This window comes from Desulfosporosinus sp. FKA (assembly GCF_002196785.1).
Taxonomy (GTDB): Bacteria; Bacillota; Desulfitobacteriia; order Desulfitobacteriales; family Desulfitobacteriaceae; genus Desulfosporosinus; species Desulfosporosinus acididurans.
In genome coordinates this window covers 256386-279849 of the sequence record NZ_NAHZ01000025.1, presented here as the reverse complement: position 1 = coordinate 279849, position 23464 = coordinate 256386, and the positions used below count along the sequence as shown (strand labels likewise).

Below are 23464 nucleotides of genomic sequence, written 5' to 3'. Positions count from 1 at the left end.
AGCCTCTAAACTTCTATTTCCAATTCCAAATGCTAATCCATACGCTAATCCGTAACTTATTGTATTTAGGAAACTTTTATCTGACAAAAGAAAATCTACCTTTATCATGTAAAATAACAATAAAATCGCTATACAACAGACTAAGCCAATAAATTCTTTTCCCTTCGGTATAGTACAAAAAAACGGTTAAAGCAAACGCCAAACTAGAACCTGAAGAACAGAAAGAAATTAAAGTCCCTATACTCAAAAAAGCGGTAGCTATCTGGAACAATCAAAACTATGCGGTTAAAGGCAATATACTCTCGTTTCCTGTAATTATTGACGGCAAATCACAGCGTCTTGAGATTGAAGCTATCCTAACGAATTATCAGCAAGAACGGCTGATCGGTAAATTGGGCAGCCTTAGAATAACGCAAAAGTCAGGTAACTATATGGCTCAAATCGCTGTCGAAGCTACTCAACAACTCAATATAGCCGATAAGGTTATGGGTGTTGATTTAGGGCTTAAAGTTCCTGCTGTGACTACAACTGAATCTGGTAAAACCAAATTCTTCGGTAATGGCAGACAAAATAAGTTTATCAAGCGTAAATATCGGTCAGTTCGTAGAAAACTTGGCAAACTGAAGAAACTCAAAGCTATACGAAAACGCCATGATAAAGAACAACGTTGGATGAACGATACTGACCATAAAGTGAGCCGACAGATCGTGAATTTCGCGAAAGAAAACAATGTGGGAGTCATTCGATTAGAAAAACTTTCTGGTATACGCCAGACGGCAAGAACAAGCCGTAAAAACGAGAAGAATCTACATACTCGGAGCTTCTATCGCCTAGCATCGTTTATCGAGTACAAGGCCTTTCTGGAAGGTATTCGAGTTGAATACGTCAAATTTGTATTGGCCCAGAAGGGTTTAACGAAAATTTCTCAGTTTGACCATTCCATTCAACGGTAACTTCGGCAGTGTCATTTTTAGGAATAACAGCACCATTTCCTCCCCCATGCCCCATAATGTATCCTTTATCCTTCAGAAGTACTTGTTCTCCACTTGTCCCTTCTGCATCCGAACCAAACTTAAATGAGTATTTTACTCTCCCAACTAAACTTGGATCAGAGCCCTTATAGATTAGTTTGTCAGTGGATACATGATCAGAACTTGAACCAACTACTTGGTAAAGCCCAATCCAATGAGCACTTTCACCTTTAAAATATCTGTCAAAAACATCACTATTCCCGAAACACCCCATGATAATTAATACTATTAGTGCTAAAAGGAAAACAAGTCTTTTCAAATTCCTCACCCACCTTAAGATACTATATGTGAATATACAACTCTTAGGCTTAAGATTTATTTACTCATAATATTCTATTAGGAAGTACAAATCCCTTTATTTACCTTACCTGAAATTAACATAATATCTTGCTCTGTTATCCCGGATATGCTATTTAATAAATGATTTATAACGATTTAGGATTTATTGTCCTTACTTTCAGAGATACGGCTCGATGGTCCTGAATACTTACCGCCAAAATAATTAAATGTCCCTGTTTGTATACCGACAAAGGCCCTACAGAGGAGGAAAAACAACAAATTCAAAACTCTGCAACACAGCAAATCATAGACCGTGGCTTAGAAGAATTAGAAAGGTCTTTGCAGCAATAAACCAAAAAAGCGACCTCAGCACTTTATAAACTGAAGGTCGCTTTACGTATTTATTCTTTAGCAGACAACAACGAAGTTAGGCATTGTCTAACTAAATGAAGTTCTGTCAGGATATATTCAATACTATCGGATATACCAGTTTTTAAGCCTATCCCCTTAAGCAACAGTAACGATTCTCATAGAGCTAGCAAAGCCGAATTGTGTGCCACCACATTTCTACCTTCCTACCTTCCTTTGGTTGAGACCACCATCTTGGGTCTGCGAAGTAGGGAAATGGAAATAAATGAATTACGTGTATTACATATGAATTATAGGAAACTTGACTCTGAAAAGGTTATTTCAAGAGGCATATAGAATATAGTTTGAAGAATGGATTTCATGGAATAGTAATTATTGCATAATTGTAGGTTATTATTCACTATAGTGCTATAAGATATGTTATTTTATATAAAAAATAAGGTCTAGAACTAATTCTAGGCCTTGCAAAAGCTAATTAAGACAATATAATCTAGCTACCTCTCTTTAAATTCATATCTTTTTAGTTAATTACTTGAAATGCATTTTTTAGGACAAGCAAGTTGACATGCACCGCAGTCAACACAACCAGATTCCTTGATTGTTCTCTTTCTATCTTTCTCTTCTGTGATACATCCAATAATGCATACTCGTTGGCAAGTTCCACAACCTACACAATCTGATTTATTAATTTTTCTAGGCATAATTTTTTTCTCATCAAAAAATTATAATGTTTGTTTACAAGAAGTAACTGTAACTTCTAATGTTCTTGTAAGGAATGGACACTTTTCTTTCATCATCTTAAAATTATCTCCATCTTTTAGGAATTTGGCAGTTCCTTCAAGTAAAAATCCAGTTCCCATATATTTGTAGCCCATTACTTCCTTACTACCAAGAGTCAATTTAACTTTAGGGTTAGCATTAATATTTTCTTCTGTTTTAATCATAGCAGCTGCAGGAATTAAAATTTTATTTCCTTCTACAATAATTAAATAACTGTTCCATGTATTAGAGACATGAGCTTCATTATTTGAACACGTTACAATAGAAACTACACCTTCATGATTTAGGACTTCAAAAAATTTTTCTGTAAACATTTCAATATTCCCTCTTTCTCAAAATATGGATAGAAACTATCGTCGATAAATATTGTCCATAAAGAGAGTATAATTTTATTCTCTTTTTGTCAATAGAAATATTTTATAAAAGAGTATATATTTAATGCTGTATGAAAGGTTATTATCCATAAAGGAAAAGATAATATATCAAAGGAGTACGAAAAATGAAATTTTCAGTAGGAGTAGAATATGCAATACATTGCTTATTATACATGGTAAACGCAGAAGAAGGTAAATCTGTGGGAATAAGGGATTTAGCGACATTTCAAGGTATCTCGGAAACTTATTTATCAAAAGTATATGCAAAATTAAGTAAGTCAGGAATTATAAAATCTATACCAGGTGTAAAAGGTGGTTATGCACTAGCTCGTAATGCAGAAAAAATAACATTTTGGGATGTTGTTGAAGCAGTAGAAGGAAGTGAACCATTTTTTCAGTGTGCAGAAATTCGACAAAATAATATATTATTAGACAAAGGCAATTTACCAGATACATATACCAAATGTCCTTGTTTGATAAAAGTTGTAATGTCAGAAGCAGAAGAGGAAATGAGAAAATATTTAAGTAATAAGACATTGGCCTGGCTATATGATGAGGTATATAACAAAATACTTCCGAAGGAAATGAAAAATGCAACAATTGAATGGTTTAATAATGCAAGGAAGTAGTGATAAGGTGACCTATACCATGGCTAAAAAACCAAAAAAGCGACCTCAGCACTTGAAGGTCGCTTTACTTTACATATCCCATCCAACAGCATCCCTCCATCTCACCGGTTCGGTTATCAAATAGCTACGTTCATCCCATCCTGCGGGATTGAAGGAGTTCAGCTAGGTTGACGAGAGGCTGGGGTTTTATGGGGATTTGGGGTACTCATATCTCCAACTTTAGGTAGTGGCTCTCTCTCTAACTCATAAAAATAATATAATCCTGTAGTTGCTCTTTTAATTCCCTGTTTAACTAATTCCGCTAAATCATTAGCATCTTTTTCATTATCGCAAAAATGCCAAGAAGTACATTTAGAATTCTCATCAGCTTCGCCAATGGACTTAAAATAATCCCTCCACATTTCTCCTACTGATGTGTGTTCTTGATTCATTTTGTCTCTCCATATCTAGTTTCTAAAGTATCTCTTCCCGCCAACCAACCTTCGATGCTGTCCTTCTTTTGTTACTTTCACGCACCACATCCCCCTAGCTTCCCAGTTCGGTGAGCGCCTTTGGATAAATAATTCTCTCCAACCATTCAACATTTTTCCAGGAATTCCTTCTAGTCTTGCGCAAAATACAGCAAACGCCATAAATTCCATAATATAATATGGAACAATCTAGCGTTTACTGTTTTCTAATTTATCGCGGTCTCAACGTCCCCGGACTGTGGGATTTGTCGTTTTAGCAAACACATTAAAAGCCCCTCCAAACTCATATCACTTTTATCTAACTACATACTTATTAGTTTAGCGATTAGACTCCTAGCAGTTACTTTTAACTATTATTACTCATTCCCATACAACAAACTAAAAAAATCCTAGAGCAAAAGAAATGTTGTAATGTCTAATAAATCCTTACTTTTTTATTCCGGCATTCCTGCTGAGAAGTACATTATACTTAAATATTAAACAAGGGAGAATTCATTTCAAGTAACACCTTATCAAAAAGGGCATTCAACCTGTAGTTCAGTTTAAATGCCCTTTGCTAGTCACGTTAAGGTTTTATTTTTCTGCATAATGTCACGTAAAAAACTTCAGAAAGTCTTTAGTTTTTTCCTCCCTAAGTCTTTATTTTTATCAAGTATGATAGATTTCGACGAAGGGAAGTGTATACATGTCTATTAAAAATTCCAATCTCTCCTTAAATTCAGCGAACAAGTTATTTTTCCTAAGGAAGTTTATAGAATCCCCATTCCAAATAGGGAGTGTTACACCTAGTTCAAAGTTTCTTGCCGCGAAAATGCTCGAACCCCTCGATTGGAGAAGTATAAGGGCTATTGCCGAGTTGGGTGCAGGTACAGGTGTGATCACAAAATATATTCAGGCATTTAAGCATCCGGATTGTAAAGCTGCTGTGTTTGAAAAAGACCATGAAATGCGGAGCAAACTGAAGACTTGTTACCCTGAAATGATGTATTTCGAAGATGCACTAGGATTATCCGAACAGCTCCAAGCGGCTGAAATAGGTTCACTTGATGTCGTTGTTTCAGGATTGCCCTTTGCATTATTTGAAACTTCTGTTCGAAAACGCATTGTTGATGCTGTTATAGACTCTTTAAAACCAAACGGAATCTTTGTCACGTTCCAATATTCGCTGCAGATGAAAACAATGCTAATAAATAATTTCTCACAGGTTGAGATCTCCTTTGTACCACTTAATATCCCCCCTGCCTTCGTCTATGTCTGTCGAAAGTAAGGAGGAAATGAAATGAATAATAATATATTACTTAGTTTAATTGGACATTATGGCTATTTAGCCTTATTCTTTGCATTATGGTTGGGGATTGTTGGAATGCCCATTCCTGATGAAGCTATTGTGATGACGGGCGGATTGGTTACTACACTCGGGTTACTTCACCCGATCCCAGCGTTTATTCTTACCTATATGGGGGTTGTATCTGGTTTATCTTTAGGATATTTCCTAGGAAATCGTATTGGTGTAAAAATTCTTGATCGGATCCTCAAGAACAAACAATCAACCGGAAGCTATCTTGTTAAAACCCAAGCTATGCTGAATAAATTTGGAAAGTATGCTCTGGTTATTAGCTACTTTCTGCCGGTAGTCCGTCATCTGATGCCATACCTTGTAGGAATCGGCAAAATGCCTTATCCTAAATATGCCTTATATTCTTATTCAACAGGCTTAATATGGACCTTAATCTATTTCTTCCTGGGAAGGCTATTTGGAAATTATATTGAACAGCTTAGTGTTCTAGTAGAAAAGTATGGCTGGTATACACTTGGCATATTAGCTGTAGTTTTCCTAGTCTTACGCTTGTATCATTATGCAAAACCAAGCCCAACTGTTTAGGAGGTTTACCATGGAACAACCCGTAATTTTAGTGATTGATGATGATACCGAGATACGCAATCTCATTGAAATCTACCTAAAGAATGAAGGTTTTCAAGTCCTAAAAGCCGGAGATGGCTTAGAAGCACTGGATGTCCTTTCAAATAATAATGTACAACTTATAATACTGGATGTCATGATGCCCAAACTTGATGGGATTCAAGCGTGTCTAAAAATCCGCGAAAAAAACCAAGTGCCGATTATCATGTTATCTGCAAAGACTGAGGATATGCATAAAATTCACGGACTCAGCGTTGGGGCTGATGATTATATGACAAAACCTTTTAATCCCCTAGAGCTGGTTGCCAGAGTGAAGTCTCAGTTAAGGCGTTACCTCCGTTTTAGCCACTCTAATGAACCCACAGACGCTGCCAACGATGATGAAATAGATATCGGAAATATAAAAATCAAGACGTCAACTCATCAAGTCATAGTTAATACGAAAGACGTTAAACTTACTCCTAAGGAGTTTGCAATTTTAGAGCTGCTTGCCCGTCATAAGGGAATGGTCTTTAGCAGTGAACGTATTTTTGAGAGTGTATGGAAAGAACCTATGATGGAATCCGAGAATACCGTCATGGTTCATATTCGAAATATCCGTGAGAAAATTGAGGATAATCCTCGGAAGCCCAGATATATTAAAAACGTTTGGGGAGTCGGATATAAAATTGAGTAAATTACGAATTAAAATTAGCCTACAATTGTTTTTTTCAATTATACTGAGTTTTTTTGTTTCATTAGGAGCCACCATAATTATCTTTAAATTTATATCATGGTTGAATGATGTTTTTAGAATACAAGATAAGAGTGTTAACATTCTTATTGCTATTTCATTGTCAGTATTTGTTATTAGTATTGGAATCTTTGCCTTTACCTTTTTTCTTATTATTAACAGGAAAATCAAATACCTAAAATATATCTCTCAACAGGTTAAGGATATTGCCCACGAAGGCTTCGGTTCAAAGATTAAAATCCGAGGTGATGATGAAATTTCGGAACTCTGCCTTAACATTAACTTAATGTCTCAGGAGCTGAAGTCAAAATTTGATCACGAAAGAGAAATTGAAAATAGTAAAAGCGAACTGATTATTGGAGTTTCCCATGATTTACGAACTCCGTTAACGTCCGTCAAAGGGTATCTCCAGTTGGTAAAGGACAAGCAATATAAGACTTCAGAAGAACTCGAAACTTATATAAACGTTGCTTTCGATCGGCTTGAAATGCTCGAAGACCTAATCGAAAACTTGTTTGAATATACCAAGCTTCAAGGAAAGGATATCAAATTAAATTATAAAAGATTATGTCTAAACGATATCGTTCGGCAAATCGTGCTGGACTATGGACCTCTGTTTGACAAAGAACGTCTGAATTTACAGGCGTCTATCCCCAATGATAAATACTTTGTAAAAATCGACCCTGAAATATATGTAAGAGTTATAGAAAATTTATTGGGGAATGCACTCAAATACAGCCTTAAACCTGGAAATGTCACTGTAAGCCTTTTCGCAGAGAACAACGGAGTAAAAATGGCCATAACCAACAGAGCAAATTCCATTGATTCTGAAAGCTTAGCCCATCTGTTTGATCGATTTTATCGACTTGAAAAATCTAGGTCTAAAGAAACTGGCGGTACAGGTTTAGGCCTTGCTATTGCAAAAAGTATTGTAGAGCTTCATGGCGGCTCTATTTGGGCCGAAACTCAAAATGAAACCCTTAGCTTTAATGTCTGGCAGCCGTTAAGTTAACAGATGAGTTTAGCCAACGTTTGGAGGGGGATTAAGACTTGGAATTCTTAATTACGAAAGAGGCAAGTGTTACCTTTTTCACATTAGGGTTAGTTATTTCTACCTGGTACCATATAAGGAAAACAAAGCAACAAACTAGCAAACAAAAGAACAATCGACAAACCTTTGAAGGTTAGCCCCTAGTACCTTAATGTGCCACAACAAGCCATTTACTAAATGTTTTTTAAAAGAACCAATATAAAAAATAATATCTGAATTTCTTCATCCTCTGCCTATGCGCCTGCAATCTTTCAATCTCAGCAGTCGAGTATTCTTGATTATTCCTATTCCTTGATATCTATCTAAGGCGGTATGTAATTCGTGGCATGCTGCTACAGTTTCAGGATCAGTTAGAAAAGAGACGATTGAATCAAAAATGAATATCTCCACTAAACTAAAATGCAACTGAAACTATTAGCCAGTTGCATTTTCCTTATCGATTGTTATTCCTTTGATTATACACGTCTACCGGTATTCTAACCGTTGTCTTAGTGTTACACCTTAAATCCCATCATAAGCTTTTTGCAAAGCTTCTACATCAAATTACCCAACTATACCGCTTACTAAAGGGGTATTCACCCAATGGCATTAATTCCGTTCCCCCTTCAGATAATGCTCTCCACTTGGTATTCACCTCTTCTATTGAGTGACAAGCGACCATCAAGGAAATAGAAGGGTTGAATTTAAAGAATGGGCCGGCACTAATCGCCTTAAATTGCTGTCCGGCTAACTCAAAACTGACACTTTCCGCGTCTCCTGATGGGGTGTTTTCTATAATTGTTACATCCAATAGTTTCGATTGGTCAAATAAACTGGCATAAAACAAAACCGCTTCTTTGGCTTCCTTGTCGTACCATAAATGCGGAACAATTTTTTGCATAACTTGCTCCTCCTTAACTCTTAACTAGACATCTATCATCAAGAAATCGGTTATATAGTATAATAGTAAGCTTTCAATTATCCTGCAAATTTCAACAATATCCTAATCCAATCATACTTCTACCGTATTTGACAGCATATATTCAATCAAGTATTCTTTCAAAATACATGCTGTCACACCATTGTCCATTCTTATAGATATATTTATTAAAACGCCCAACAAACTGAAAATCAACCTACTCTCTCAAAAAAAGGCCTATTTTTAATTTCAAATGTAAAAAGTTCCTGTGCATCTGACTCCTCAAGTAGATTGATTATAATATCTGGCGTAAAAAGCCTCCTTAAGATCGTAGTATCTTACCATTACGCCTTAGTTTATACTATTGGGCAACTCACATATCCCGAGATATCGAGCATCTAATCTTATATTTTTGTATTAATAAGTCAACCACACTCATTGGACTATTTTTTTACAGGGTGCCTTGCTTTATTTTATATGTAAACCCACCGACAAACTTGAAATGACAAACTTGAAATAGTAACTAATTTACCCATGAAATATGTTCAGTTAATAATTTCGCCCTTGTTTTTAGCTAATTTTTCGCGCCATTCACGCCGCTCCGTAGTTGTCAGTTTCGCCCTCTCTGTTTCTTCACCAATAATTCTTAAAGGTTCTTGTGAGCGATAAGAACGTGTTAAGTTACCCGGGAATTTTTTGTCAGTAACATTTGGGTCGTTTTCAAATTCACCTGTTGGTTCTATTATATAAACGTGTTCTCTTCCATCTCCATTAGCTAATGCTGCTGCCAGCCCTGCGCCATTGATATTAGCAGTGAAATAAATGTGGTTCATTTTAAGCCCAGATTTGTAATTTGAATTTCCACCCGCTGTCAGTAAATCACCAACCTGCAAATCTACCTTTGTCCCATGATAAAATGGCCCTTCATCAGAAGGTGCACCTTTATATGAATTTGACAATTCATAATTTCTTTTTGCATTATCAGAATCACACAACTCCTCATAACATTTGGCAATGTTTAAATATAACGTTGAGTATGCACTCTTAACATTATCATCATTTATTTTAAATGCACATTGTAATGATGTTTCCATCCATTTCAATTTATCAGTAATACTTTTTTGTTGACGAGCTAAATGATACGCTGCAATAAATCTTTCATAGTCGTCTGTTGCTTCGTACCATGCTTTATGAAACATCGAAATTGCATCTTCAATGTCTCCACTATCTTCCAATTTCATCCCACTCATACAGAGTCTAATAACGACGTTATTTGGATCAAATTTTAAATTCATCTAATCTTACCTCCAAATTCATTGATTGTTATTATGAGTAAACCCAGAAATTCAACTTCTCAAAATCTTCTCCATGGGCTTGCCTTTTGCTAATTCGTCCACCAGTTTGTCAAGCCACCTGATTTTCTGCATAAGAGGGTCTTCGATCAAATTTCCCAAGTTTCTGTAGCTCCTAGTATTGTTCTTCTAATCTATTATCCAAATAATTTCCGAATTCAATTCGCGTTTTCCGACATATTCCTAAGGTTCAAAGTAACAGAGTTTCATAATTCAGATGCAAAAACTGTAAAAAAATGTTTCTTCACACTACTCTCGCAGTATAAAGAAACACGTAATTTTTTGGGCCAAAATCATTATATTTAGCGGTTGTGTTTTCTTTCGAGGCGAACGCATATCAACACTATTTTACTAGTCTTCTGCCGGAATTCACTCTTCTTCGTAGTGAAACGATAGGCTCATTTTGAGTATTTTTTACTTATATCTGCAAAAGGTATACGATCGTGAAAGTGTTGCTGTTCTTGCTATATAGTTTCTAACAAAATCCTCATCTATAATATTTTTCTATCGAATATAACAAACCTGGATATCCCTAGCTCAAAACTTCAAAATCGCTAGCTGTAATTACAGACAAATCGTCTCTCGACACATTAGCAATGTTTATTACTCTTCTAGCGTGATTCATAACTAAATCATCGTATATATTACGTGCTAAACGACCATTTGCAAAGCACTGCTTCTACGGCATTCCCGCCGTGCACAAAACAATGCTCTAAGCAATATTCACTCTTAAGGTTGTTAAAGATTGAGTTCTCTATATCCCAACGCGCTCTAATAATTTTGAGCAAAGTTTTATGGGTGTTTCATTGCAAATTTTACAAAACGTAACGGTTGATCAACATTGTCCCATGGTAAATGTTGACTCGTAAACTTCTACTTTCTCGAATCCCTTTTCATCTTCCCAAGTATCAACTACCTTCGACTTATTTGTTTTCTTTCTCGCTGACCGCAAACTTTTATTGTTATTGTTTTTTGCTCGGACAATTGTAGCGATGCCGAGATTTTTGCAGTGGTTAATCCAAACTGAATTACAGGCAAGAGCATCATAAACGACAACGTCAATCAATTTCATATGACTCTTCACTACACTTGAGATTAGTCTCTTCCCTACGTTCAGCTCTCCTTTATCCTTTGAAACAGCATCTTGTCCAGGCTTGTACATCTCAAAATCAATAACCAATTTAGGACCCATACCTACTGTGGACATAACGAGCCACTATGGAAACAATGAGTCTTTTCTGCTTTGGTGCTTGTCAAGCATTCTGAACAGCTTTTCTTATTGCCCCCGAAGAATTTTGTTCCATCGACCGCAGCCACCATATATCCATCAATAGTACCATTTTCAAAGACCTTATTTTCGACCACCTTTTTTATAATGTCTTGATTGATTTGTTTTAGCCCCTCCAAATCTATGACTTTAAGTGCATCTCTGATGGCATCTATCTGAGGCAGCTTAGTTCCTCGGGGAAACAGTTTACTAAACTCATGATTCTTTATCATGAAATTTAGTTCATTAAAGCTTTTTATCCTTAGTAAGAAGCCAAAAAGTACAGGTAAGATTACTTGACCTGTGCTGTAAGTTGGGTTTACTCTTCCGTCAGACATTTTATTTAAACCATGTTCGAGATGGTAAACATTTTTCATGTATCTTACTAATTTTACAAAGTAGTTTTTCCTCATTACAACCTCTCTTCTCTACTGATTTTAACAGAAAGGGAGGTCTGACAGAAGAAGAAACTCCGAATTTTGTACACTTTTAAAAAAAGTTATAATGCCAGTAATATCAATGGATAAACAGTAGCTGAGGCTAAAGTGCTGGGAAATAAGTGGATCTATCAAAGTATGGCAGAACGTAAAAACTCAGGCAGTAACAGGAAAGCGTACAAAAAATGTTGTTTTGCCAGAGCTACTCTTAAAATCGATTTTCGCTTTATGTCGATCAGCAATATTATAACAAGTGACTAATCCTAATCCAGTACCATTTTCTTTGGTCGTAAAAAACGGTGTTCCCAGTTTTTCAGAAGCTTCTCCACTGATACCAGACCCTTCATCTTCAACAGAAAATACAACCTGCTGGTCAGCAATGTATGTGCTTAATTTAAGCGTTCCACCGGCTTGCATTGCCTCCAATCCGTTGCGGCATAAATTGAGAATTAATTGTGAAATCTCTTTGGAGTTTAAGAGAATATCCGGTGTTTCCCCCGCTTCATACATGATTTTCTTATCCTGACTGTATGCGTCGGCTTCCAGTAATGGATACAAATTTCGGAGTATGTCGTTAATATTTTGGTAATGGCTCTCCATGGGACTATTTCTGACAAACGACAAGAACTCCGTGATAATCGAGTTCGCACGATCAAGTTCTTCAACCATAAGGTCAAGCGTTGTTCTAAGAGATTGAAACTCCATTTTTTCTCCTAACAATTGGAGATATCCGCGTACCGTTGTCATTGGATTCCTGATTTCGTGGGCTATACCCGCTGCCATTTGCCCCACAATATTCAGACGCTCAAGGCGCGACATCTCTGAATGCAACCGCGATAATTCTTGCTCGGCCTCTTTACGTTCTGTGATATCAAATAGAGTTCTTATCACAAGCATTGAACCATCAATATCGCGAAATGGCTGGAACGTAACATCATAAAACCTATTATTAAGAAATACTTCCTCTCTGCTAAAGGGTAGTTCACATGTAAATGACTTTTTTACTAAACAATCATTACAAGGACTTTTTTTATTACCTACCTCATAACAGTATTTTCCTTCGCACTCTCCATATTTCATAATATAATTTCGATTTGCAAATCGAATTTTAAACTCTTCATCTAGAACAATCATTAGACCCGGAAGACTATTAAGTAGGGCATGTAAACGATTTTTTTCTTCGATTCCTAACTCTTGTTGTCTTTTCTGTTCATTAAATGTTCTTTTTAGGAGATGCCCAATAACGCCCCCAAATAGCATATAGGACAAAATGATGATAGTCCATGAATATAAAAATGAATAGTTATTGGTGTCTTGCCAACGATCAAATAAAAAGGAAATGATTCCAAGCACTAATCCGAAAACTATGAATAGGTGAGTAAACATTTTCTTTTCGATCATAACATTTCCCCGCTATTCAAAAGAAATATTCTTAATTTAGGACTATTTCTACATTTATCATCATAACCCTTCATCAAGGTGTAATTTTCTAGAATTTTAATTAGAAAAAACCCTCCTCTCAAAAAGCTGACCATCCATTGGAAGTTTTAGCTCAACGCAGTATTTTTCTGTTTGAGATTCATTATAGAGTACGATATCCATTTCTTTTTTTAAAGCTCACTTTTTTTAACCCAAAATAGTTAATATTTTTCTCAAGATCAATTTTAATATCACTTCTAACTTTTCCTCTTAAAAAAATAGCAAGCTCCACCTGAAAGCTCTGCTCATTTGAAAGTCTGACATCTCCGCTTTAATTAACTCAAAATATCCATGCAATAAGATATATAACTCTTCAGAGAAAGAACCTTTGTCCAATTTTATGGCAGAGAGGGCCATTTGGAACTCGTTTCCTTAACAGGCTCCTCTACATATTCTGTGAAGACATCGTTTTTTAGGATCTCCAGCGAATTTTCTTTTGCTTTCTTGGAGATTGTTTGTTCTATATCGTTGTTAACTGGACGACCGTCACTTAACAAGCAGTATTCATTTTTATACCAACTCACTAATTCGCTTATGCTTATTTCCAATAACTAGTCCTTTGTTCTCATTTAATAGTTCCCGACTTCGCCTGTATGATAAGAGCGCACACCCCAGAGGAATTTAGCTTCTGTGATGATTCTCGCAAATCATATTGATAAATTCAATTGGAATGTATTTTATATCCTTCAATTACTTAATATGGATTTGAGTTTACTTTTCCTAACACCGTTTTCATCAAACATCTTGGTCGGCTCAATAGTAATAACCTTTTTCACACTTTATCCTCATTCCTAAAATAAATTACCTACCTTTATCTAATTTAAAAGGTAGGTAATGATAGCTCTGTTCGCCTCGTTTAGCAAGACATTTCAAGGATGTTCCGGAAGAAAAGTTTTTCGATTTTCAGCATCAATTGCCGCAAACTCAGCCTTTGAAATCAACCCATTTTTCAGAAGACTCATTACTATTAGCAGAGCCAGTTCATATTCAACCGATAATGCTGGCTTAACTAGTGTTTCCATATCACACCTCCAATGTAAGAATTTTTTCTTCCTATATATAAGCACTAAATTAATCCTTATATCCAATAATAAAGCCGCTACTTTTAATCAAAGTAACGGCTAAAGTAACATGCTAGGATCTTAATGATTGTTATGTTAAGTACTCTTGCTTTATGAAAGTATCGTGCAATATCAAAAATTCCTGTGAGGACTCTCTTTGTCAATAAGCCATATAATTTAAATTGAATTAAAAGGCCGCCACAATAATTAGACTTAACCGTATAATATTCCATATTACGGTAACCGCAAAACAACTATTAGGAGGTGATCCTATGACCTTTAAAACAAGCTTTTCTAAGATGTTATCATACATTTCTAAAAGTGATCCCTTATCCTATTATTTATCGTATTCTATGGAAGAAAACAAAAATCAAGCAGAATCAAAAAATGAATCCCTAGAATAGTTGAAACTAAAAGAGCTATCCGACGGGTAGCTCTTAATCATCATCACTTAACATTTCCCATGATTAAACTATAAAGAATAACATCGCCCGATGGTTACACCAGGGTTGTAGGACATGATAGCTCTGTATGGTGTGTATTGCAAGTCAATATTTAATAAGAGTTTCGTTAAATGGGTCTTTAGCGAAGGTAAGTTACCCATACTTTTGTTCTGGAAACTCAAATGAAGAATAGTAATTTACGTAGGGGTTAAACTTATGTTTATGCATAAAAAATCTTACTAGTATCAAACTATCAACAGAAAAGAGCAAAGGTTGTGTTTTATCTGTCTACATTATTTTATCCATCGTACATATTAATAGCTTTCATAATCGTAATTCTAACCATCCCCCAGAAAGATTTAAAAAACTACTTTATTTACGGTGTGCTTTTTGGAGGATTTGGTGATGTAGTAGTAGTTGGCTTATTTCAGAATGTACTACACATTATATGCTTTAAAAATGCTGGCATTTTTAATGTTTTAGGAGAAAATTTACTTTCTCCTCCCAGTTGGATTTTAACCGTTATGATCTTTCTCCGTTTTTTACCGTTACAAAAGTTATTTCAATATGCTTATGTTTTAGGATTTGCGGTTTTCAGTGTTGGATATGGTTACTTGGTTCATAATGTAGGCTTATTTGATTTTAAACCCTGGTATTATCCATTCTTTGCTTATCTTACTTTTTTGTTTTGGTGGACAACTATTACCTGGGTATTCGTCAGAACAAGCTCTCTTATAAGGAACCCTATTTAAAAAATAACATTCCGTTCCAGAGTACAACCCAACTCTTAGAATTAAACTAATTAGGTTAATTGGTTCGCTAAACTCCCACTTATCGAACATTAAATCTTAGATCCATTTATATCTTCCACAAGAACCACTTACCTTTAGCTCATACTTCAATTGAAATTGTTTCATTAGCCCATGGATCTCACTCTGACAATCATAAATCCTCATTCGGTTTCCGGCAATTTTCTCTTCAGATATTCTTATAATCATCTCAACCTTAACCACATTGCCATCATGTCGAAAGCGAATCGGACGCGGTGTACCGGGGATATCAAACCATACGATCATTTCGATAGGAGCCATAACGACTTTCATCTCTAGCCACACTTCGCCCAATCACCCGTAATACATTCGCTGCATCCTCCGATATGTAGCAGTTTGTTCCGGCACACTGGGCATAGATCATGGGCAATTAACCATTCTTCACAGGGTTCCATACAATTGGATTTCCTATTACACTCAACACAGACATCTCTCATTCTTATCGCCTCCTAGTACATATATTTGGTTTTTAACAGAACCCGTGTTCTTATTATATCTGTTGTTCTTTTCTTAGATCAATCATTTCTTACATAAAATTATATCAACCCTCATCGACAAAAAATTGATGAGGGTTAATAGTTCTATTTTAGATTACATATGCTATACCAAACAGAAAGTTTTATTCATGTGAAAGGGAGTGATTTTATCATGCTATCCTAATAAATTAAATGATACTGGAATATTTGTTCATGAACCACAAACACCTGTGCCAAGAGAGGCCAACTGGATTTTTCCTTATGAGAGCTTCCGGATCAGAGTAGAAATTTTAATAGACTTCTTAAGCATAAACCATGAACTTCAACTTCAAGTAATAAATTATAACTCTAACGAGGTAAATTTAGAAGATCTAACGCAGGAAGAATTTACTCAATTTTACTTTCATTTCTGTAATTCAGAACAAGGAATTTACGTTGATCGATTAACATTGCCTTTGCGCCTTAGACGAAGAGGGATCGGAACTTATTGTATTAATTGGCTAAAAGATTTTGCAAACGATTTTAGGTTTAAATATATCATTCTCGGTTCTCTTGTTGAGGCTCGTACATTCTGGATTAAGATGGGGTTTAGACTTCTTACAAATGGTGAATTAAGCAGTTTTCCAGGTTATCAAGGGCGCTACAATCGATAGTAAACATTCGCATCTCAAATCGGAGAAATAACTTACTAGTTCATATGAAGAAACACTGGGCACATGAATCTTTCCTTTATTGTACGTTTTAGATAAACCATTTGATTTGGAACATTTAAGTGTTGTTGATGGCCTTCTTGAATAAGACGAGTACCGTTAGTATATTACGAAAAAATAAATTAAACCAATGTAATTAATAATTATTAAGCCGCCCTTGCTGTGGGGCGACTTTTACTATCTTATGATCTTAAAAAGTATACATAATATCTGATTGCCCGCCAGATTAGACTGACATATTTTAGACATCAATCAGACCCGTAGTCCCCCTTCTCCTTTTGCGTTTCTTAGGCTGATTATTTCCAGAAACAAATAAAGCTTTCATAGCCCATTCCGCTAATTGTTCTCTGTTTTCCAAAATATCAACAGGAACCTCGTAATATGGCATTACCATGGGCTTATCATTAAATGGTTTAAATGGTTGCATTCCTGCCATTATATAATCTGACTTATTAGAGTCATCCACTTTAAATACAGGATGTCATCGGCAAGTAATCCGAAAATCAAACCGTTATGGTAAATACTTGCTCCGCCAAACATCTTTTTGACCGTTACTAAGAGCTAATAATTTGGTATTAAATGATAACGGGAAGATGTTACGAAGGGCTTGCTGAATAATCAAAAGTGTAGATTAAACAAGGTATTGCTGTCATTTATGTCGAATTCAAATTATGAAAAGTGACTAAAAGCCTTGCACTTTAATGATTTCGTCTAGGAAACCACTCATGGAAGGAGCTATTAATTATGCTTATTGTAATATTTCCAGGTGGGTTGTTTTTTATATTATCAATTATCTTACTTTCTGGTAAGGGGAGTATGCTTATTTCCGGATATAACACAGCCAGTAAGGAAGAAAAGGAAAAATACGACAAGGAAAAATTGAGTAGAGCAGCGGGAGTTATGTTATTGTTAATAACAATAGCCTATATTTTAATGGCATACTTTAACAGTTTGTATTCGATCATTACTTTTTTGTTTTTTGTTGGAATTGCAATAGCTGTAACAACCGTTTATGTTAGAAAAAAATGTCAGAAAACTATTTTTGAAGAAAAAAAGATAGTGTCTCCTTTTCAGATAATAATCGGCATATGTTTCACGGTTTTTTTAGTATTATTAGTTTCAATCCCACTTTACTTTTATAGTAGGCCACCCGTTTATTACATAAATGATAGCACTTTTTCAATTTCTACTGAATATGGTGAAACAATAAATATTTCGGACATTAAGAGACTACAGTTAAAAAACAATCTTCCTCAAGGTCTGAAAAAAGTTGTTGGTATTAATTTAGGGACAATTCTTAAAGGAAATTTTACTTCAAAAAATGGTGATTTAACGGTTTACATTAATACAGCGCATCCACCATTTATTTATTTGAGTACCACAACCGGACTAATTATCATTAACGATCAGACAAAAACCGATACACAGTCCCTATTTAACCGATTAGAAACCAAGATAAAACAATGATGTCATTACGTATGTATTTTCACATAACAACTCCGCTCCCTCGGCCCATCAAAATCACAAAAGTAAATCCCCTTCCAGCGGCCCAGGAGCAATTTACCGTTATGTATAATGACAGTTTGAGATGGCCCTACAGTGCTGGCTTTCAGATGGGCAGCGAAGTACCTTCGATGTGGCGGTCTTTTGGAGGAATTTAGCTTCTGTGATGATTCTCGCAGATCATATTAATAAATTCAATCGGAATGTATTTTATATCCTTCAATTACTTAATATGGATTTTGAGCAATATATCTCCCCTACCCCGAATTAACCTCTTATTTAATTGCCATATCTCTATAAGCTACTAAAAACCAGTTCGTCTTTAAACTTCAGCAGATATAGTCCTTTTAATAAAAGCCTTACCATTTCTCGTTGAGTTGTAAATCCCAAACACCAACTGCCTTCGACTGATTTGTCGTCTTTCTTGCTGAACGCAAACTCTTATTATTATTGTTTTTAGCCCTGACAATGGTATCGATACCGAGATTTCTACAATGGTTAATCCAAACGGAATTACAGGCGAGAGCATCATAAACAACAACATCTATTAATTTTTTATAACTCTTCATGATGCTTGAAAGTAGCCTTCTCGCTACGTTCAGCTCACCTTCATCCAACGCTTTCGATACAGGTCGATTCATAGCGTTTGTAGGGTACCAGGCAATCTGGTAACTCATGATGGATTCGCCGACAGTTTACACAACGCATTCTACGGATGAGCGTTACTGTTCTTTACTTTCCGCATCCGACTTCCGATCACGCTCAATTGTTCTCCACAGCAAGGACAAGGAACAGATTCTGTACACCTAACAAAAAACTCCAGTTTGAGGGTTTTCAATTAGCTCATAATTTGATACAATAACCATGCTATTTTTGGGGGGATGCCTTTGGTAAACCTGTTGGCGCAGGCTTACGTTAACAAAGGCATCCTTTTCCTTTCTATAGATATGGTCATTATATCCGTCAACTTATGGACAGGCAATACCGTCAGCTTTCAGTCATTTTATGCTAGCGAAAACACTATAGCTAAAGTTACATGTTTTCCACAAACTGTATACTGACGCCATTGGGGTCCTTAACATAGAAAAATTTAATATGGGGATTAGGTTGAAAAGGTCCACTGTCTACTTCCAGTCCTTTTTCTTTTATAAATTTAATCTTTTCATCAACTGCTTTAACTTCAAAACCTAAAGAAATACCCTCAATATTATCATTCTTTACTTTATAGCTTGGACCGCAAATAAGTTCAACTTTTGTTTCTCCGTCACCTAAAAAAGAAATCTCGACTCCTGGCTCCACAGTAAATCGTCTGCTAATCGAAAGCTCTACAATTTCTTGATAAAACTTTAACGATTCTTCCATATTCTGAACCGCAATTGTGCACCAGCAAAATTTCATAATTCCACTCCTTACCGCTTATCTCATTTAATTCAACTGCAATATTCCATTTCCAGTGCTATAAAAATTCTTAAAAAAACAAACTCTGGGCTAACAATGACGGAAACAGCTTTTAGTTTGTTGTAAGACCTCCGTCAACTGGAAAAATCCCTCCCGTAATCCATTTTGCCTGTTCTGATGCAAGAAAAACTGCCATATCTGCTATGTCTTTCGGCTCCCCGATTGTTTGCAACGGATAAATGGAGGTAATCATTGCGTTGAAACGGTCTTTTGCTTCATTATCGAGCCGTTCCATATTACTCTCAACTTGAGGCGTAGCAACAGTACCGGGTGCAATCGCATTAACCCGAACGCCCTGCGGGCCTAATTCAAATGCAAGGGCTTTGGTGAAAGATTCTATAGCCCCTTTTGTCATGGAATATGCTGTCGATGGTCTATCCGGCAGCATCCTTTTGGAAAAATAAGATGAAATATTAATCACATTTCCCTGAGAATCAATTAGATCATCTAGGAAAGCTTGCGTCAGTAAATAAGGAGCTTTCACATTCAAATTCAGGTGATAATCCAATGCCTGGATATCCGTATTCGAAAAAGGGATAAACCGAGCGATACCAGCATTATTTACAATAATGTTAATTTTAATGTTTTTTGAACGAACCTGTTCGACAATCTCAGAGATAGAGTCTTTGTTACTAATATCCGCCGCAAGAGTGTGAACAGTTACATCATATTGTTTTAATAATTTTTCCTTATGACCCAATTTTTCTTTATCTCTTCCAATAAGAATCAGATTTGCTCCTTGCTCGGCAAAAGCTGTAGCAGTTGCAAAACCAATTCCATCACTTCCTCCTGTTATAATAGCTGTTTTGTTGATTAACAAATTCATACTATCCTACCTCCTAAAATTATCATAAATTTTCTTCTCTAGGTAGGTAGTATAAAATACAGATAAAAAGCTCTCATTAACATAGGTTAAAATCAATGGATTTTTTTATTCTTGATAGGGTAACATTGGTAACGCCAAGATACGAAGCTAGATGGTAATCAGGTATTCTTCCGACAAGGTCGGAATATTCAGTGCAGAAATGTCTAAACCTCTCTGTCGCCGAATTTGTAAGAAATTCATATTCTCTACGGAACTTATCCTCTACAAATAATTCAACATAAGGTAAAGCAAACTTTTCCCAATAACCATGACGAGTTAACCAGGAATAAAAAGATGAAAAATTGCAAACTGATACTGTAACAGTTTCTAAAGCAGATACGTTGAAGAGACTATTATTCTTACGGGCCGAAGGAGCAATCGGCCATAACAATTGGTTCTCCCAGAAGAAACCCTTATTATAATCCTGCCCTTCTAAATTCGTATAAAAAAGTCTAATAATACCTTTATGGATAAAGAAAACTTTATCCCATTTATCTCCGGCTTTGACAAGCATTTCGTTGTGACTATATTCCCTGTTAACAAATAAATTGGAAAGTTCTATTAAAATATTTTCATCAATATTGTTAATACTATAAAAAATCTTTTCTTTTAATAATTCTTCCAAAGCTTTTTTTTTATAATCTATCAAATTATTCTCCCCGTTCTTAAAATAGTGATAATCTTACATTACATTTTATAAATTTAAATTCAAGTAAACGCCATCGAGGTCATCTAGCATTGTGCCTATATATCTGTGCGTATCGAAGGGGTTGAATGATTACCTCAAATGAAAATCCAGATTCCCTAGTTCTTACTTACAATAATATCTTCGTCCAGGTCCATTGCTATACCAGCTATTTCAAGGAAATTCACCTTTAAGTTTACTCCTTAGGTCCTACAACCAACATTTTGCTAAGTTCACCAAACCTAATTCCCCATATTCACCCTAATTTCCTTCTGACAGGCAATGCCAGAACACGTAATCAGTTGTCATGTACCATATTACATTAACCCTATAAAAATTGACCATATTTACCACTTATGATGAGTCCGATAATGGGTGCTATGTGAAGTAAGCAAACTGCCAATACCTCAAAAAGCACCAAAATCAAGCTTGTAAGCCGGCTTTAGTGTTTTCGTTTTTGGCATAAATATGTGTTTCACTAAAAAATCTAATCTATTTGCTTCAATTCTCTATGCAATCGGAATTGAGTTTTCAGAACTTTGTCCGTCCTATGTGAACTATATATTAAATTAGGTTCCGATTCAAAATAGAAACTAAGTCTGATTTGATGGTTCACTAATGATCTCTTAAGAAGTCATCCTTCTAAGCAGATCCACCTTACACCCGAACTATGATAATTGAACTTTCGCAATCAGTCGTCTATTCAGCAGCTTCAAACCCTTTTCTTTACGATTGAATTTACTTTTATTATAACATATGTTACTTTTAACATATGTTATTTTTGCAAAGAGGTGTCGTAATGTCAATCAAATTTGCCATACTAGGTATACTCAGTTGGAGACCATCTACAGGGTATGAATTAAAGAAGATATTCGAAGAATCTTCCTTCATGTATTGGTCTGGCAATAACAATCAAATCTATAAAGCCCTACTTCATATGCATGATGAAGGATTTGTTACCAGCGAAGTTGTTTATCAAGACAACTCTCCTTCCAAAAAGGTATACAGGATAACGGACGAAGGAGAGAAAGAATTAAAAGAATGGGTTATATCATCCCCGGAAGTTCCTGAGTTCAAGAAAACATTTCTTATCCAACTTGCTTGGTCTAACTTATTAAATAATCAGGAATTAGATGAGTTGCTAACAAGATATGAAAATACTATTAAAGTTCAGTTACTCATGCAACAGGAAAAGGACAGGCGTTTTCTAAACTCACCTAACAGAAACGACCGCGAAACCTATCTATGGGATATGATTTCTCTAAATTTAATTTCTTCTTATGAAACTGAATTGGACTGGATTAAAGAAGTCAGGCAAAAATTATATGCGAATCAAATTATAGAGGAGACTAAGAAAATGAACTACCAGGTTGTCAACTTTAATAATAAACACTATTTGGAATTGATATCTACAACCACTCCTTTGCTTACGGAAAATGATGCTTTGGAATTAGTAGCTTTGTGCGGCGAAAAGGATACCAATCTGCTCATGTTACACTATGCTGTTTTGTCCGAAGACTTCTTCAGGCTAAAGACAAAAGTGGCAGGCAATGTTCTTCAGAAGTTCATGAACTATCATATCAAAGCAGTTGCTGTCATTCCTAATGAGATAAGCCAAAAAGGAAAATTTAGAGAATTAGCTATTGAAATGAATAAAGGCGACCATTTCAGAATGTATGAAAGCAGAGAAGAAGCTGAAAAATGGCTTCTGCAATGTACTGGAGGAGACTAATCTATGGAAATATACAAATCAGATGGCGGTAAGCAAGAGATTTTGAAAATATACCGCGAAATACTTGCTTCTTGGCCTGTACAGAATCGCCAATATGAGATAGAAACGAGTTATGGGCCCACATTTATCATAGAGTCTGGGGCATGCGATAATCCCCCGCTGATTCTTCTTCATGGCAGTGTATCAAATTCTTTCACTTGGTATAGCGACGTAGCTTCACTAAGTAAAGCCTACCACGTCTTCGCCGTTGAAAAGCAGATCCAAAAACTTGCAGGCTTGGCCTTGCGAGAAAGCAGCTCGGGTAAGCACAAAGGACAGACCACGATCAGCAAACGGGGACGAGCGCGACTAAGGGCAATTTTATTTCAAGCTGTCATGCCGTTAGTTGCTAAAAACACAGAGTTTGCAGAGATACACAACTACTATACGACGAGGATCAAGAATCCACTCAAGAAGAAACAATCGCTAATTGCTTTAAGCTGCAAATTGATTCGAGTATTCTATGTCATATTAATGAAGGGTATAGAATACGAGCCGCAAAAGCTAGTTCGAGATATTCATCGACCCGCAGAGTATTTGGCAGCGTAAAAGAATCGTAACAAGAAGAGCAAAAACCGAACTGTTCAATTGG

At 35.8% G+C, this 23464-nt stretch carries 29 protein-coding genes and 4 pseudogenes; 12 read left to right on the top strand and 21 right to left on the bottom strand.

Going from position 1 to position 23464, the window contains the following annotated elements; all coding sequences use genetic code 11:
• The first annotated feature begins 227 nt into the window (after positions 1-227).
• Positions 228-953: a transposase gene (locus tag B5771_RS08770; RefSeq protein WP_348982945.1), complete on the top strand. Its 726-nt coding sequence runs from the start codon at positions 228-230 to the stop codon at positions 951-953.
• Here B5771_RS08770 and B5771_RS08765 read toward each other — a convergent pair.
• From B5771_RS08765 to B5771_RS08755, 3 genes are all read right to left on the bottom strand, one after another.
• Complete coding sequence (locus B5771_RS08765; RefSeq protein ID WP_088187180.1) at positions 886-1290, bottom strand: hypothetical protein; 405 nt, start codon at positions 1288-1290, stop codon at positions 886-888. The genes B5771_RS08770 and B5771_RS08765 overlap by 68 nt on opposite strands.
• 913 nt (positions 1291-2203) lie before the next feature.
• Positions 2204-2380, bottom strand: a complete 177-nt coding sequence (locus tag B5771_RS08760) for a 4Fe-4S binding protein (RefSeq protein ID WP_014825274.1) — start codon at positions 2378-2380, stop codon at positions 2204-2206.
• A gap of 21 nt (positions 2381-2401) precedes the next feature.
• Entirely contained in the window at positions 2402-2773 is a 372-nt protein-coding gene (locus B5771_RS08755; protein WP_088187179.1) for a pyridoxamine 5'-phosphate oxidase family protein, read from the bottom strand.
• 185 nt (positions 2774-2958) lie between these two features.
• Here B5771_RS08755 and B5771_RS08750 point away from each other — a divergent pair, with 185 nt between their 5' ends.
• A complete protein-coding gene (locus B5771_RS08750; RefSeq protein ID WP_088187178.1) occupies positions 2959-3462 on the top strand; it encodes an Rrf2 family transcriptional regulator in 504 nt (167 codons plus the stop codon).
• Positions 3463-3620: 158 nt separating this feature from the next.
• Here B5771_RS08750 and B5771_RS08745 read toward each other — a convergent pair whose 3' ends face one another.
• The gene (locus B5771_RS08745; protein WP_088187177.1) at positions 3621-3893 is read right to left on the bottom strand and encodes a hypothetical protein; all 273 of its coding nucleotides are present in this window, start codon (positions 3891-3893) and stop codon (positions 3621-3623) included.
• A gap of 724 nt (positions 3894-4617) precedes the next feature.
• Between B5771_RS08745 and B5771_RS08740 the strand changes: the two genes are divergently transcribed.
• The 4 genes from B5771_RS08740 to B5771_RS08725 are packed head-to-tail and all read left to right on the top strand — an operon-like array spanning position 4618 to position 7598.
• Positions 4618-5199, top strand: coding sequence for a methyltransferase (locus B5771_RS08740; protein WP_088187176.1), 582 nt, complete (start codon positions 4618-4620; stop codon positions 5197-5199).
• Positions 5200-5211: 12 nt separating this feature from the next.
• Complete coding sequence (locus B5771_RS08735; RefSeq protein WP_088187175.1) at positions 5212-5814, top strand: DedA family protein; 603 nt, start codon at positions 5212-5214, stop codon at positions 5812-5814.
• 10 nt (positions 5815-5824) lie between these two features.
• Positions 5825-6529: a response regulator transcription factor gene (locus B5771_RS08730; protein WP_088187174.1), complete on the top strand. Its 705-nt coding sequence runs from the start codon at positions 5825-5827 to the stop codon at positions 6527-6529.
• Positions 6522-7598: a HAMP domain-containing sensor histidine kinase gene (locus tag B5771_RS08725; RefSeq protein WP_088187173.1), complete on the top strand. Its 1077-nt coding sequence runs from the start codon at positions 6522-6524 to the stop codon at positions 7596-7598. The genes B5771_RS08730 and B5771_RS08725 overlap by 8 nt, the downstream gene beginning before the upstream one ends.
• 583 nt (positions 7599-8181) lie before the next feature.
• On the opposite strand, the pseudogene B5771_RS08720 reads toward B5771_RS08725, so the two are convergent.
• The 8 genes and pseudogenes from B5771_RS08720 to B5771_RS24270 all read right to left on the bottom strand — a co-directional run.
• Positions 8182-8517 (bottom strand): annotated as a pseudogene (locus tag B5771_RS08720) (VOC family protein); the annotation flags it as partial.
• 563 nt (positions 8518-9080) lie between these two features.
• Positions 9081-9830: an NAD(+)--rifampin ADP-ribosyltransferase gene (gene arr / locus B5771_RS08715; protein ID WP_088187172.1), complete on the bottom strand. Its 750-nt coding sequence runs from the start codon at positions 9828-9830 to the stop codon at positions 9081-9083.
• 51 nt (positions 9831-9881) lie between these two features.
• A pseudogene (locus B5771_RS08710) lies at positions 9882-9977 on the bottom strand (DUF2200 family protein); the annotation flags it as partial.
• A gap of 442 nt (positions 9978-10419) precedes the next feature.
• Positions 10420-10512 (bottom strand): hypothetical protein, encoded by a 93-nt coding sequence (locus tag B5771_RS23835; RefSeq protein WP_242966796.1) that lies wholly within the window; start codon positions 10510-10512, stop codon positions 10420-10422.
• A 210-nt stretch (positions 10513-10722) separates the two neighbouring features.
• Entirely contained in the window at positions 10723-11094 is a 372-nt protein-coding gene (locus B5771_RS24800; RefSeq protein WP_242966795.1) for a hypothetical protein, read from the bottom strand.
• Positions 11082-11567 carry a hypothetical protein gene (locus tag B5771_RS24795; RefSeq protein WP_088187171.1) on the bottom strand — a complete coding sequence of 162 codons (486 nt, stop codon included), beginning with the start codon at positions 11565-11567 and terminating at the stop codon, positions 11082-11084. The genes B5771_RS24800 and B5771_RS24795 overlap by 13 nt, the downstream gene beginning before the upstream one ends.
• 180 nt (positions 11568-11747) lie before the next feature.
• On the bottom strand, positions 11748-12992 hold the full coding sequence (locus tag B5771_RS08695; protein ID WP_088187170.1) for a PAS domain-containing sensor histidine kinase: 1245 nt from the start codon (positions 12990-12992) through the stop codon (positions 11748-11750).
• Positions 12993-13939: 947 nt separating this feature from the next.
• Positions 13940-14092, bottom strand: a complete 153-nt coding sequence (locus B5771_RS24270) for an SHOCT domain-containing protein (RefSeq protein WP_172408209.1) — start codon at positions 14090-14092, stop codon at positions 13940-13942.
• 311 nt (positions 14093-14403) lie between these two features.
• Here B5771_RS24270 and B5771_RS25070 point away from each other — a divergent pair, with 311 nt between their 5' ends.
• Both B5771_RS25070 and B5771_RS08690 read left to right on the top strand, forming a co-directional pair.
• Positions 14404-14535: a hypothetical protein gene (locus B5771_RS25070; protein WP_282433333.1), complete on the top strand. Its 132-nt coding sequence runs from the start codon at positions 14404-14406 to the stop codon at positions 14533-14535.
• Between the two features lie 314 nt (positions 14536-14849).
• On the top strand, positions 14850-15326 hold the full coding sequence (locus B5771_RS08690) for a hypothetical protein (protein ID WP_088187169.1): 477 nt from the start codon (positions 14850-14852) through the stop codon (positions 15324-15326).
• Between the two features lie 96 nt (positions 15327-15422).
• Here B5771_RS08690 and B5771_RS08685 read toward each other — a convergent pair whose 3' ends face one another.
• On the bottom strand, positions 15423-15689 hold the full coding sequence (locus B5771_RS08685) for a hypothetical protein (RefSeq protein WP_242966794.1): 267 nt from the start codon (positions 15687-15689) through the stop codon (positions 15423-15425).
• Positions 15680-15841 carry a hypothetical protein gene (locus B5771_RS24265; protein WP_172408207.1) on the bottom strand — a complete coding sequence of 54 codons (162 nt, stop codon included), beginning with the start codon at positions 15839-15841 and terminating at the stop codon, positions 15680-15682. The genes B5771_RS08685 and B5771_RS24265 overlap by 10 nt, the downstream gene beginning before the upstream one ends.
• A gap of 200 nt (positions 15842-16041) precedes the next feature.
• Here B5771_RS24265 and B5771_RS08680 point away from each other — a divergent pair, with 200 nt between their 5' ends.
• A complete protein-coding gene (locus B5771_RS08680) occupies positions 16042-16533 on the top strand; it encodes a hypothetical protein (protein ID WP_088187168.1) in 492 nt (163 codons plus the stop codon).
• Positions 16534-16831: 298 nt separating this feature from the next.
• Here the strand turns inward: B5771_RS08680 and B5771_RS08675 are convergent.
• Positions 16832-17130 (bottom strand): annotated as a pseudogene (locus B5771_RS08675) (TfoX/Sxy family protein).
• A 204-nt stretch (positions 17131-17334) separates the two neighbouring features.
• Here B5771_RS08675 and B5771_RS08670 point away from each other — a divergent pair.
• Positions 17335-18057 (top strand): DUF3784 domain-containing protein, encoded by a 723-nt coding sequence (locus tag B5771_RS08670; RefSeq protein WP_088187167.1) that lies wholly within the window; start codon positions 17335-17337, stop codon positions 18055-18057.
• Positions 18058-18062: 5 nt separating this feature from the next.
• Here the strand turns inward: B5771_RS08670 and B5771_RS08665 are convergent.
• The 6 genes and pseudogenes from B5771_RS08665 to B5771_RS08645 form a co-directional block, all read right to left on the bottom strand.
• Positions 18063-18212, bottom strand: a pseudogene (locus B5771_RS08665) (YjbQ family protein); the annotation flags it as partial.
• Positions 18213-18452: 240 nt separating this feature from the next.
• Positions 18453-18662, bottom strand: coding sequence for a hypothetical protein (locus B5771_RS08660; RefSeq protein ID WP_242966793.1), 210 nt, complete (start codon positions 18660-18662; stop codon positions 18453-18455).
• Between the two features lie 40 nt (positions 18663-18702).
• Complete coding sequence (locus B5771_RS24790) at positions 18703-18801, bottom strand: DUF6431 domain-containing protein (RefSeq protein WP_242966792.1); 99 nt, start codon at positions 18799-18801, stop codon at positions 18703-18705.
• Between the two features lie 324 nt (positions 18802-19125).
• Positions 19126-19491: a VOC family protein gene (locus tag B5771_RS08655; RefSeq protein ID WP_088187166.1), complete on the bottom strand. Its 366-nt coding sequence runs from the start codon at positions 19489-19491 to the stop codon at positions 19126-19128.
• Positions 19492-19603: 112 nt separating this feature from the next.
• Entirely contained in the window at positions 19604-20377 is a 774-nt protein-coding gene (locus tag B5771_RS08650) for an SDR family oxidoreductase (protein WP_088187165.1), read from the bottom strand.
• 76 nt (positions 20378-20453) lie between these two features.
• Positions 20454-21065: a Crp/Fnr family transcriptional regulator gene (locus B5771_RS08645; protein WP_088187164.1), complete on the bottom strand. Its 612-nt coding sequence runs from the start codon at positions 21063-21065 to the stop codon at positions 20454-20456.
• A gap of 835 nt (positions 21066-21900) precedes the next feature.
• Between B5771_RS08645 and B5771_RS08640 the strand changes: the two genes are divergently transcribed.
• Positions 21901-22833 (top strand): DUF4180 domain-containing protein, encoded by a 933-nt coding sequence (locus B5771_RS08640; RefSeq protein ID WP_088187163.1) that lies wholly within the window; start codon positions 21901-21903, stop codon positions 22831-22833.
• Positions 22834-22836: 3 nt separating this feature from the next.
• Complete coding sequence (locus B5771_RS25065) at positions 22837-23421, top strand: transposase (RefSeq protein WP_282433332.1); 585 nt, start codon at positions 22837-22839, stop codon at positions 23419-23421.
• Positions 23422-23464: the final 43 nt, after the last annotated feature.